Annotated in this window: 12 protein-coding genes; 8 read left to right on the forward strand and 4 right to left on the reverse strand. The window is 39.8% G+C overall.

Annotated elements, in window-relative coordinates; translation table 11 throughout:
- The gene (locus ACE01U_RS08300; protein WP_395579174.1) at window positions 1-957 is read right to left on the reverse strand and encodes a M24 family metallopeptidase; all 957 of its coding nucleotides are present in this window, start codon (window positions 955-957) and stop codon (window positions 1-3) included.
- Window positions 958-1,152: 195 nt separating this feature from the next.
- Between ACE01U_RS08300 and ACE01U_RS08305 the strand changes: the two genes are divergently transcribed.
- Window positions 1,153-1,773: a TetR/AcrR family transcriptional regulator gene (locus ACE01U_RS08305; protein WP_395579175.1), complete on the forward strand. Its 621-nt coding sequence runs from the start codon at window positions 1,153-1,155 to the stop codon at window positions 1,771-1,773.
- Between the two features lie 100 nt (window positions 1,774-1,873).
- On the opposite strand, the gene ACE01U_RS08310 is transcribed toward ACE01U_RS08305, so the two are convergent.
- Window positions 1,874-2,734 carry a patatin-like phospholipase family protein gene (locus tag ACE01U_RS08310; RefSeq protein ID WP_395579176.1) on the reverse strand — a complete coding sequence of 287 codons (861 nt, stop codon included), beginning with the start codon at window positions 2,732-2,734 and terminating at the stop codon, window positions 1,874-1,876.
- 417 nt (window positions 2,735-3,151) lie between these two features.
- Here ACE01U_RS08310 and ACE01U_RS08315 point away from each other — a divergent pair, with 417 nt between their 5' ends.
- From ACE01U_RS08315 to ACE01U_RS08330, 4 genes are all read left to right on the forward strand, one after another.
- Entirely contained in the window at window positions 3,152-4,048 is an 897-nt protein-coding gene (locus ACE01U_RS08315; protein ID WP_395579177.1) for a bile acid:sodium symporter family protein, read from the forward strand.
- Between the two features lie 2 nt (window positions 4,049-4,050).
- Window positions 4,051-5,094, forward strand: coding sequence for a helix-turn-helix transcriptional regulator (locus tag ACE01U_RS08320; protein ID WP_395579178.1), 1,044 nt, complete (start codon window positions 4,051-4,053; stop codon window positions 5,092-5,094).
- 90 nt (window positions 5,095-5,184) lie between these two features.
- The gene (locus ACE01U_RS08325) at window positions 5,185-6,375 is read left to right on the forward strand and encodes an OmpP1/FadL family transporter (protein ID WP_395579179.1); all 1,191 of its coding nucleotides are present in this window, start codon (window positions 5,185-5,187) and stop codon (window positions 6,373-6,375) included.
- Window positions 6,376-6,385: 10 nt separating this feature from the next.
- The gene (locus tag ACE01U_RS08330) at window positions 6,386-6,952 is read left to right on the forward strand and encodes a carboxymuconolactone decarboxylase family protein (RefSeq protein WP_395579180.1); all 567 of its coding nucleotides are present in this window, start codon (window positions 6,386-6,388) and stop codon (window positions 6,950-6,952) included.
- Between the two features lie 206 nt (window positions 6,953-7,158).
- On the opposite strand, the gene ACE01U_RS08335 is transcribed toward ACE01U_RS08330, so the two are convergent.
- Window positions 7,159-8,028 (reverse strand): LysR family transcriptional regulator, encoded by an 870-nt coding sequence (locus ACE01U_RS08335; RefSeq protein ID WP_086210498.1) that lies wholly within the window; start codon window positions 8,026-8,028, stop codon window positions 7,159-7,161.
- A 182-nt stretch (window positions 8,029-8,210) separates the two neighbouring features.
- On the opposite strand from ACE01U_RS08335, the gene ACE01U_RS08340 reads away from it, so the two are divergent.
- Genes ACE01U_RS08340 through ACE01U_RS08350 form a run of 3 tightly spaced genes read left to right on the forward strand, consistent with a single transcriptional unit; the run spans window position 8,211 to window position 9,983 of the window.
- Window positions 8,211-8,921, forward strand: a complete 711-nt coding sequence (locus ACE01U_RS08340; RefSeq protein ID WP_086210497.1) for an AzlC family ABC transporter permease — start codon at window positions 8,211-8,213, stop codon at window positions 8,919-8,921.
- Window positions 8,918-9,229: an AzlD family protein gene (locus ACE01U_RS08345; protein ID WP_110975074.1), complete on the forward strand. Its 312-nt coding sequence runs from the start codon at window positions 8,918-8,920 to the stop codon at window positions 9,227-9,229. Before ACE01U_RS08340 ends, ACE01U_RS08345 begins: the two co-directional genes overlap by 4 nt.
- Window positions 9,230-9,263: 34 nt before the next feature.
- On the forward strand, window positions 9,264-9,983 hold the full coding sequence (locus ACE01U_RS08350; protein ID WP_395579181.1) for an alpha/beta fold hydrolase: 720 nt from the start codon (window positions 9,264-9,266) through the stop codon (window positions 9,981-9,983).
- 117 nt (window positions 9,984-10,100) lie between these two features.
- Here ACE01U_RS08350 and ACE01U_RS08355 read toward each other — a convergent pair whose 3' ends face one another.
- The gene (locus ACE01U_RS08355) at window positions 10,101-12,230 is read right to left on the reverse strand and encodes a TonB-dependent siderophore receptor (RefSeq protein ID WP_395579182.1); all 2,130 of its coding nucleotides are present in this window, start codon (window positions 12,228-12,230) and stop codon (window positions 10,101-10,103) included.
- Window positions 12,231-12,413: the final 183 nt, after the last annotated feature.

Genomic DNA, 12,413 nt, shown 5'->3' on the forward strand with positions numbered 1-12,413 from the left:
TCATTGCTCTCCTTTCGTTATTTGCCTATTCGCTTGCCTATCTGCTTGCTTTTTTATCTGCTTAACAACGTGATTGTTCGATTGCATATGCGGTACATCATTATCTAACCAACGTGCACCTTGATGATCGACCACTAAAATTTCTTCAAACTTAGCGCCTGCACCTGCCCAACCGATATGTGGCTCAATTGCCCATAAGCCTATTTTTGAGCCTACATTTTCAGGGGATAAAGCAGCATTGAATCCAGTTTTTAAAAATTTCAAATTGGTTTCAACTGAAAACCAGCCCATAGAACCGACTTGAATACGCTTGGCTTTAGCTGCTTGTTTTTTTATCTTGAATACACGATGCCCTAATACGCAGAATGGATATTTCGCATGGATATTGTCATAGCCTTCATCTGCAATTTTGCGATCAACTGCCGCCCAAATTTCTTTTGGTGTCATGCTAGATTCAAACATACGAGGCAAATCTGTTCGCAAATTCAATAGAAAATCTTGTGCCTGCTTTAATTCTTCATGCCGTTCTAAGCTCGTGGTATAGCCGACGTCAGCGGTGTAACCATTCACCACAGGTGAAACATCTAAAATCACCACATCGCCCTGCTTCAACTGCTTATCACTAGGATGATATTCACCATAGCCTTGATAAGGATCAAAACGAGTATGCTCGCCAAACCAAGCAAAAGGTCGATGAATATAACGGTCACAGCCAGCGGCTTTTAGATACTGATCGAGCAAATCAGCTGCTTCGATTTCAGTCATTCCATGATGCAGTTTTTTCCCAACTTCGGTCACACAGTCATATGCGATACGTTGTGCTTTACGAAAACCGTCTTGCGCATCTTTCAACAAGACATCATCGGTATTTGGGGTGAGCTTCGATCCTTGCTCTGACACAAAGCGATAGAGTTTTTCTAATACACCTTGCGGTTTTTGTTTGTATCCAATTGCCATTTTTCACCTACCTCATGTCTTGTGAAACTCATTAAAGCAATAAAACTTGCATTAAATATAACAAAATACCTTGTTAATGCAAGTGCACTTGCGTTAATTTATTTCGTACCAGATTCATAATGAATACGGAAAATGAGGATTTTTGCTTTAAGATATTGAACTTATAGAGCAAACCATGCTGGAAAATTATTTGTAATGACTGAATCAAAGAAAGAAACTGAGCAACCTGAAGTGAAACGCCGTACAGGAGGACGTAGTGCCCGAGTCAGAAATACAGTATTGGAAAAAGCGTTATTAGAGCTCAGCGAAAATGGATATTTGGCGTTTAGCATTGCTGCTGTGGCAAAACGTGCTGAAGTACATGAAACTACGATTTATCGCCGCTGGCCGACACGTGAAGAATTAATTTTGGATACGATTTCCGAGTTTGCAAACTCACAATTGACAACAATTGACTCAGGAAGTTTGGTCAAAGATTTAGAACACAATATGCGTTCCATCGTGCAGCTCATTCAAACACCGATTGGAAGTACACTGATTTTTCTTGGATTTACAGCCCATACTGTTCCTGAGTTTAAAGCACTCAATCTTCAACTTTGGGAAGATCGGATCCGCATTGGTCAAAGTATTTTTGAACATGCGATAGAACGTGGTGAATGGCCAAAAAAATATGATCAATATCGCGTTTTTTCAGAGGTCGTTGGACCTTTACTGACCCATTATTTTTTATTACAGCGACCAATCAGTGATGAAATGATTCAGCAGCGTGTACAGTCGATTTTACGTGATCGGGATTTATTTAAAGTCTTAGATTAATATTTAAGTCAAACACCACAAGCATTTAATATTAATCATACTAATTCAACCTAAGTATGAGTAGTAGGTTATAGAAAAAGCAACGTGTAATGCTGTCTGCCTACATACGATTTTTCCATTGCGCGATTGCTTGCTGACCTGCTTTTAATCCAAGCGCATAACCATGTTCCAAATGTACGGCACTTCGCCCAAATAGACTTGCTTTGTATGCCTTTGGTGGACATATTTCTAGGATTTCCACACCCAATGGCGGATTTCGCATGAGTGCAAGAGTTTGATTATAGCGAGTGGTACGTTGTGCGAAAGTCGCTTTGAGTGCTGGGCTTTTTCGTAAAGCATAGGCAGCCACGAGATGTGTGATGGGATTCCATGTTTTCTGATAATGCTGATGTCGAGATCGAATCACCATAATTCGCTGAGCACCTTGTGCAATCGCTGCTTGTACTGGAAGTGAATCCGCAATACTCCCATCAACCATCGGCTGAGTATCAATCAAAGGAAAATTTCGATAAACCATTGGAATAGCACAGGACGCTTTTACCAAATCAATAAAATTTTCAGGTGTTGGTTGCATATATACTGCGCCCCCCGCTGTAACAGAGGTTAAGCCAATCAGAAACTTCGACTTTCGTTCAAAAATTGCATCATAATCAAGCGGTAACTCTTTGAGTGTAATCTCCCATAGCCAATCCAAATCCATCAGATGACCACCACTTAGAAAGCGAGCAATAGATATACTTTGTGGTCGCCGTGCATAATCAGAAAAAACTGCTGACATGCGTCCTAATTTTCCTGATAAATAACTGGCAATAACACCCGATCCTGAAGAAACACCGATATAAATTTCAAAGGGATAGAAGTTATTTTCAATAAAAGCATCTAGCACACCTGCTGAAAATATCCCACGTAAACCACCGCCTTCTACGATCAGTGCAGTAGGCACCTTGTCGACATTACTCATATATTCAACCCAATTAAAGCAATAAAACTTGCATTAAATATAGCATAGCCTATTGCTAACGCAATTAAACTTGCGTTAATGTATTTAATACTGAATTCACAATCAGAAATTCAGCAACAGATTTGGAAAGAAAAATGGGTATTGCTCAATACATTTGTAGATAAGCCATTCACTGTGATGAATAGCTAGAAACTTATAAACCGTATTTATTTTTCTTATTTTTGGTGCTTTGCCTAAACATTAATTTTGATTGCAAAGCACTCTTCAGCATGAAGTGATTCAGCAAAGCGTACAATCTATTATTCGTCCAATTACTTAGCATCGAAATAAGTAAAATCGAATAATCATGAAAACAGTCCATTATGACCGTTCAACTCGCAAGGATTGCGTTTGCTGTATCCCAGTTAGGATAAACGCATGGGACAGCTCAGTATTATTACCGTTCTTTTGCCAACAGCATTGGCGATTATTATGGTCGGCTTAGGCTTAGAATTAACACCTAAAGATTTTTCACGTGTCAGCAAACATCCTAAAGCCATTTTAGTGGCCTTATTTTGTCAATTGGTACTCTTGGTAGGCATCGCCTTTACCATTTGTCATGTATTAAAACTTCCCCCATTGCTAGCCATTGGTTTAATGCTACTTTCTGCGACACCTGGTGGGCCAACAGCGAATCTATATAGCCATTTATTCAAAGGTGATGTTGCACTTAATATTTCTTTAACAGCCATCAACTCAGTCTTGGCTGCCTTTACACTACCTCTGATTGCTAATTTTGCAATTGCATTCTTTTCAGAGAATCATCAAGTACTGGGCTTACAATTCAGTAAAATCATCCAAGTGTTTCTGATTATTATTGTGCCTGTCATTATTGGTATGTGCATTCGACACCTTTCTCCCAATATTGCGCACAAATTAGAAAAACCTGTAAAAATTTTCTCAGTGATTTTTCTGATCTTGATCGTCTCTGGTGCGATTTTCTTAGAGCGTCAAAACCTTGCTAATTATCTCGAACAAGTCGGTATTGCCAGTGCTTTATTTTGTTTTTCTAGTTTGGCTGTGGGTTATTTTGTCCCTCGTTTGTTTAAGATTAATAGCTACCAAGCCCGTGCTTGCGCCTTTGAAATTGGCTTACATAACAGCACTTTGGCAATGACAATTGCGCTAACTGTGCTGATGAATACCACCATTGCAATGCCTGCGGCAGTGTATTCACTGTTTATGTATGTATTTTCTTTTATTTTTGGTCTACTCATTCAACGCTTAGAACCTCTCAGCCATGAACACCGTTTAGTTCAATCAGAAGAGGTCTAAAGATGCACATTGATTTTCATGAATCGTTCTTACCGAGTTATATTCCTCGGGCGATCGTAGAGCTGTGTCTGCAAGAGCATATTTCTGAAGATGTGATTTTTGCACAATTAGAACTGTGTATTCAGCAATTACGTGATCCTCATTTTAAATTGACCTATTCAGAAATGAGTATTTTGGTGGGAAATTGCCTCTCAGCACTTGATTTGAATCAATTGTCCATCAAAGTCGGACAGCATATTCAATTACAGGATTTAGGCCTTGTTGGTCAACTATTACAGCACTGTCCAACACTCAAGGATGCACTCTATGTATTGGAAAGATATAGCGTGCTAATTGATCCTGCATTATGGTTTAAGGTTGAAAAGGATCAAGATTATTTTGTGATTCGCTATCGTAAAATGATCCCTCTAGGGGACATTTATCAATATAGTCAGGAAGTCATCAGCATCTTACTCATTCGACTGCTTAGCCAATTGTTTGATATTGAGAACTTACAGCTCCATTTTGAGTTTTCAATACCGAGCCATGCCAAACAACTCCATTTTCTACCCTGTTCAATTTCATGGAATCAACCTGAAACACAACTTATTATCCATGATCCTAAACATAGCTCAAACATTGGACAAGCTGTAAGTTCTAATAGTTCATCTGAATTTTTGCAATTAAAACAACAGGCAGAATCACAATTTAAAGATTTTTTTAGGGTTAAAAAATATTGGATATTTAGAGTGCTCAGTTTGATTCATAGCCATCTTCATCAACCGTTAAAAGCTGAAGATCTCGCAGCATTGTTATTTACCTCACGCAGTACTTTTTTTAGAAAGTTGCATGTCTATCACACCAACTATGAAGATCTGATTCAGCAAGTGCGTATGGACTTTGCCAGTAAATATCTTCTACAAAACAAAGGAACGGTAAGCCACTTGGCTTATACCCTCGGTTTTAGTCATCCTTCTAACTTTATTAAGTCTTTTCAAGATTACTTCGGTATGCCCCCTAAACAATGGCAAAGCACCCAATTTGAGACGCTAGCACTATTGGGTTGAGACGATAGCACCATTTCTCTAAATCAGCACACCTTAAACTGATGACTAGTCTTGAGGAGCAAGACCAAAAATAAAGTTAAGGAATTCAACATGAAGAAAACTGCTCTCGTACATTATATCCTCACAAGCATGAGTCTCAGCCTTTTACCTTTTAGTTTAGCCACAGCAGCAGGATTGGAACGAACCACACAATCTGTTGCTGCTTTTTTGCAACCCAATAATTATTTTGAAGCGGGGATATCTGTTTTATCACCGACAGCAGAAGGTCAAGTTAGCCCTAACTTCCCTGTTGGCGCAAATGCAGAAATCTCAAACATTGGTAAAGGCTACTATGCTCCATTTGCTGGGCTGAAATTTCAACTCACAGATCGCTTGGCATTTGGCTTACTTTATGATCAACCTTTTGGAACAGATTCAGAATATCCAGTACAGCAAGCACCTGTATTTAGCCTCAATGGTGAAGCTACACAGGCAGAAGTCAGTACAGAAAATCTCACGATGTTACTTGGTTATAAACTCAATGACCGCTTTCAAATCTATGCAGGCCCTGCGTATCAGACCGTTTCGGCATCAGCAAAACTACGCGGTTATGCCAATGGTGGCCCCGCAGCATTTGGTTTGTACAACATTGAAGTCAATGACAGTAATGGTGTTGGCTGGGTGACTGGTTTGAGTTATGAAATCCCAGAAATTGCCCTCAAAACATCTCTAACCTATCGTTCTAAAATCGAACATGATTTGGATATTAAAGAGACTCGTGCAAGTGCCGTTTTGTCTGACCTACCCAATACGGGCAAAACAACCATCGAAACCCCTCAATCTGTCAATTTAGACCTTCAAACAGGAATCGCACACAATACCCTAGCATTTACCCAACTACGCTGGGTTAATTGGAAAGATTTTACCATTCAACCATATTGGTTTGGAAAACTGAGTAATGGTCTAAATCTGCTGGAATATCCAGAAGATCAATATTCTGTAACTGTCGGGGTTGCTCGAAAACTGCATGAGAAATTTGTAGGTAGCGTTTCTTTAGGCTGGGACAGTGGTACGGGTGAACCTGTATCTATGCTTGGCCCTGTGGATGGTTACTGGAATGTCGGACTCGGTGCAAAATTCAGCCCTGCTAGCAATTACGACATCAGCTTAGGAGTTCGTTACTTTATGTTCGGTGATGGCAAAATCCAATCTGCTAGCCAAAAAGGTACTGACAACTATATTGCTGAATTTAAAGACAGCACTGCATGGGCCTATGCATTAAAAATTGCCTATAAATTTTAAGGAGTAAACGATGAATGCTTTAAACATTACCCCACCAAAATGGAAAAATGAGCAAGTTCGAATTGCACCATTATCCCTTTCTCAGTCCAATCTCACGCAGAAGGTTTTTCTTAAAGTCACGCAATATGGCGCAAAGTCTGAAGTACCACTGAATGTGTTTGGTGTATTGGCTCGTTTAGATAAACTATTTCCCAATTATCTTTTTTTTATGAAAAGTATTTTATTTAAAGGAAATATTGGTCGCGTTGATAAAGAGCTAATTATCCTTAGAATTGCTTGGAAACTACAGTGTTCTTATGAATGGAAACACCATACCCATTTTGCAGCAGAACTCGGTATTGAAAATCGTATTGTTGAATCTATTACGCTAGATCATTCTGAATTATGGGATGACAAACTCACTACGATGATCAACAGTGTAGATGCTTTACTCACGGATAAAACTTTAAATAACACACAATTTCAGCAGCTCAAAAAATACTTTAATGATGACCAAGTTGTTGAATTTTGTATGTTAGTTGGTCATTACGTCATGGTAGCAATGACCATTAATACCTGTGGTGTACAACCTGAGTAAGACTGCTGAGTATTTATATCAGTATCCACGTAAGTTAAAAGTGTATTTTAACACTGCATTAACAAACTGCCTTTAACTCAAGTGGATACTAAAACCCAACATCATGAATATCTATAGGGATCTGTATACACTCAAAATGTTGAAAATACATATAGACATTTAACCTATTCATATACTTTTTTCTTTCAAATATAATGTCAGACTTTTTAATAGGCCGTTGATTGTCGCAAGGTTTTAATTAACAGCTCATAAAGATGATCCACAGCTTTAGAGCCCTGTGAAATACGACTACGATAGACTGATACTTCCATCGGCTCCAAAGGCCCTAAACCCTGTTCCGCACCTAAAATATCTAAATGAGATGGCACGCTACATTTGGTCAAGACAGCGACAGCCAAACCACTTTCAACAGCAGCGATCTGCCCAACTAAACTAGAACTGTGATAAACCACCTTATAACGACGTCCCTGTAAAGCGAGTGAATGAATTGCACTGTGTTTAGCTAGACTAGCACTTTCATAAACAGCTATAGGTAGCGGGTCATTTTTCCAAATATCAAATTGTGGTGAGCCGACCCAGACCATTGGTTCGTGGAACAACAAAGTACCCTGCCGAGGATCATCACGAGAAATCAAGGCTAAATCCAAGTCTCCACTATCCACGCGCGGAATCAAAGAAGTGGATTGTTCACAATAGAGTTCGATTTCAACGCCTCCATAACGTGGTGCAAAGCGCTTTAATACAGGTGTGAGATATTGCGCAGCATAATCATCAGGGACCCCCAGTCGAATTCGCCCCACTAGCTCATCTTTATGAAAAGCTTGTTGCGTTTCATGATGTAAATCCAAAATCCGTCTTGCATAACCTAAAAGAAGCTGCCCTTCAGCGGTCAATTCAATCTGTCGATGTGATCTGATGAGAAGTTGACACTGTAGCGCATCTTCTAGTTTTTTGAGCTGCATACTTACCGCCGACTGTGAACGATAAAGCTCAGGAGCGGCATGAGACAACGTTCCCATATCAACCACTGTGACAAAGCACTTTAACCAGTCAATCTGCAAATCTTTTAAGTTCAAGACCACCCCACCTATTCGATTTTCAAATAGTATACTTAAGTTTTATGCGTTTTTCTTTTTCTCTTTCTAAGTGCATAATTTACAACAGATCAAGTCTTACAAAGTATCAAGTTGTATTGATGCCACTCTGCTACTCACGCCCTAACTTGAGACATACGACTGATAATGAAAAGGAAATAGCTTTGTCTAATACAACCCAAGAGATATATAGCCTCAACACTTCAGATGTTTGGTCTGGCTTTAAAAGCTTATTGCCTATTTCACTTTTCGTTGTGATTTTTGGTGCAGCCTTTGGATTGGCCTCGACACATACAGGTTTAAGTAACGATTCCAGTATGTTAATGAGCGCCTTGGTTTTTGCAGGCGCTTCCCAATTTGCAACTTTGGAATTATGGGGCGAACAAATATCATTGTTTCCGTTGATGATTACCGTTTTCTTTATTAATGCACGTCATCTTTTAATGGGGGCTTCTCTTTACCCGTGGTTACGCCATCTTTCTCCAATGAAAAGATACGGTGTTCTGCTTGTGATCTCGGATGCAAACTGGGCTTTATCTTTACAAGCCTTTAGCCGAGGTCAATCTGGTTTTGGATTGTTATTTGGCGGAGGTTTAGCACTTTGGGTCGCATGGATTATAGGTACATGGCTTGGCTTGTATTTTGGGCATAGCATTCAAAATCCAAATGCTTTTGGGCTTGATATGGTTATGTCTTGCTTCTTATTGGCAATGGTTGTAGGTGGAAAAAAAGATCTACGTATGGTGTTGATTTGGGCTGCATCTGCTTGTATTTCACTATTGGCTTATTGGTATTTGCCGAAAAATAGTCATGTGGTCATCGGCGCACTTGCAGGTGGTGTTATTGGTTTGCTGTGGAAAGAGAAAAAAATATGAATATAGAGCTAAGTACAGCATATCCGTTGACCATCATCGCAATTATGGCCCTCGTCACACTGGTTACACGTTGGGGTGGCGTATTTATTATGTCTTATGTCCCCATCACTGATACTGCTCAACGGTTTATTACTGCAATGTCAGGCTCTGTACTGGTCGCACTTTTAGCTCCGATTGCTGTTGAGGGCGATAATGGCGCGCGATTGGCCTTATTAACGACGCTTGTTGTGATGTTGGTGGTGAAAAAGCCATTGCTTGCAATTGCCTCTGGCATCATCGCCGCAGCGTTATTTCGTCAATATATCTAGTGGTTTTAAAACATCCTCAGAAATGAATAAGCCAATGATAAAACAATCTTTAGCTGTAGTTTTGATTTCAGGCTTTATGTTAGATCAATCTTTATGGGATGACTTTGTGCAGGAGCTGCCCTCAGAATGGCAAATGATTCGAGCCAATTTATCGCATGGAAATTCCATCCCAGAAATTGCTCAATATATGATCCACTCTTTACCTCCAAAATTTATCTTGATCGGTTTTTCTTTAGGTGGCTATGTTGCAAGGTCTATAGCGGAGCAGTTTCCTGAGCAAGTTTCTGCATTGATTCTCATTGCATCCTCACTACGTTCTGATACAGCACAGCAAAGACAGCAGAAAATGATGGTGATTAAACTGAGTTCCAAAGAAACATTTAAAGGTTTAAGTTCAACGGCTATTCGGCAAACCTTGCACCCTTCAAATAATCACAATGATAGGCTGATACATAAGATTCAGAAAATGGGACAGCATTTAGGCTATGACACCTTTGTGAGACAGTCTCTGCTGAATAGAAATGAGCAGGATACAACAAAAATTTTATGCCCCTCTTTGATTATTTACAGTGAGCAAGACCAAATCCGTTCGGCAGATGAAGCCAACGAATTACATCAACAAATAAAGGGTTCCGACTTGGCTGTGATTGAAAATACGGGACACATGATACCTATGGAACAGCCCAAAGCATTGACACAGGTTGTTTTGAAATGGCTCAATCGTGATTACCTTTCAAGTCAGTTCGAAAAATAATTGAGCTACCAATATAGAGACTGAAAAGAGCCCTTTAGTAAAGTCTAAGACAATTCATCATCAGATAAAAAAGGCATATTGTGGAATATGCCTTTTTTATTTACTTAAACGTATTTCTTAAAAATTCACAGTCCATGAAAACTGCGCTGTACGTGGTGTGCCCAGAAATAAATAATCATCCCCGAAGAAGCTTCCTGCATCGCGCCAGTATTTTTTATTGAACAGGTTGTCCACGTTCAGACGCAGCATATTTTCATAACCATAAGCACGGAAGTTATAAGCTGCACCCGCATCGAATACGGTATAGCCTGAAACTTTAACAGTACCCGTTTTATTGGCGTATTTACTGCTGCTGTATTGCATACCTGCAAGTAAACGTAAGCCCTCGACTTGAGGCATTTGGTAAGACACATGACTGGCAAAACGTAGCTTTGGTACGTTTTGGGTCTGATGCCCTGCATATTCATTTGCTTGTACATTTTCTAAACGTGAACGGGTCAGCGCCAACGTCGATGTCATATCTAGATTCTCAGCAACACGACCTTGCAAGCCCAATTCCAAACCTAAGTTGTGTTGTTCACCATCGGTGACATAATTACTAGCACTATTGGTATATTGATTGTCTTGTCTTAAATCGAATAATGCCGCTGTGAACAACATCGTTTGCCATTGCTGTTTAAGGCCCAACTCATACTGAGTTGAATGTCTTGGCGCTAAGGTAGCATAAGCATTATTGGCATACCACGGCGCTTGACTACCATCGCTTATCCCTTTTGCATAAGAAGCATACAGATGAGTATTTTGCCAAGGCTGGTACATCAGAGCGAGTTGCGGCAAGAAGCGATTAAAGTCGGTCTCGCGAATACTGTTACCATCCGCAGCATAGGCACTTTCATTTAAATGTAAAAGCTTACCGCCCAACAAAACTGACCATGCATCATTCAATTTGATTTGATCTAGTAGGTTTAAAGCAGTTTGTTGACTATCCAATGATTTGTAATGATTACCTAAGGCTTTGTCTGTAGGTGTATAGGTAATAGGATCATGATCAATATTTCCTGAACCTATCCATTCATTGATTGCATCATACTGAGTATGACGTTTGTAAGCATGTGATAACTCTAAACTCAGGCTATGTTGCCATGCTCCAGTGCTGAATTTTCCGTTCAAACCTGTTTTAAATTGATGGGTGAGATAACTGTCATCTGGGCTGCGGAAATCATAAATGTCATAGTTACCATCAGTATCAAAGGTATAGGCAAAAGCTGAGTAATCATCTACGACCACACGGCTTTGTGAAGCCGACAGATTGCTACTCCAGTTATCATTGATTTGATAACTATATTTAAGACTCGTATTTAGACTTTCATTAGTGACAGGTTTACTCCAGCTTTGATAACCCAGCAAACGATCCCATTCCACTCCTGTCGGTATAGTTTCACCGCCCAATAGCTGATAGCCCGGTACCGAACGCTGTTTTTGACGCTGTGATTCAAGATCAAATTCGAGTTTTGAACGATCTGAAATTTTCCAGTCTAAAGCCAAGGAACCAAACAAACGTGTACCGTCAGCATGTTCAACATAGGGATGAATGTCTTCATACGCTGCATTCACACGATAACCAAACTGTTGATTGTCTCCAAGCCATCCACCAAAGTCTGTTGCCACACGACTACCGCCATGACTATCTGCTTCAAGAGTTAAAGATTGGACATCTTTGGGGCGTTTACTTACATAATTCACGACTCCACCTGGGGTCGACATCCCACTTTGAATCGCGCTCATGCCTTTGAGTATTTCGACTTGCTCTTTATTTTCAAGCGCTACATTTTGCTCACCACGAAGCAAATTACCGTTCAGTAAATAACTTGATCCCGCATTTAAGCTAAATCCCCGCATTACAAAGTTTGCATAGTAGCCAATCGGTGCATAGCCATCACCAACAGATGCATCGTTTTTTACTACATCGCTGAGTGTTTTCGCATGTTGATCTGCTATCAGTTCAGCAGTAACGGTGTTAATAGATGCAGGAATGGCTGCAAGGTTTTGCTGGGCAAAACCAGACAAATTAATTTTGGGTTGATAATACGTAGCTGGTTCAGCTTGAGCAGTCGCTGTTATGGTTGCAAGTTGTGCCACATCACTGTCTTCTGCCGCATGTACCCATACCGAGTTCAGCCCTAGACATGAAAATGAACCAACCGCCAGTAATGCTTTTTGTAAACGAGAAAAAGGATACGTTTTCACAGTAGTTGCTAACCCCAAAAAATAATATTACAGCCCAAGTTTTGCGGCTTGAGTATTCACAATTTTCTTAGAATGAACAAGCACATTATTCAACATATCTCAGCTTTTTAAATAATTTTGAAATAACCTTAAAAATAAAAATCTCATACAGCTTTTAGTCTGGCCTTAAGGTCTACAAGAAAT

It is taken from the genome of Acinetobacter halobius, from assembly GCF_044130335.1.
Classification (GTDB): Bacteria; Pseudomonadota; Gammaproteobacteria; order Pseudomonadales; family Moraxellaceae; genus Acinetobacter.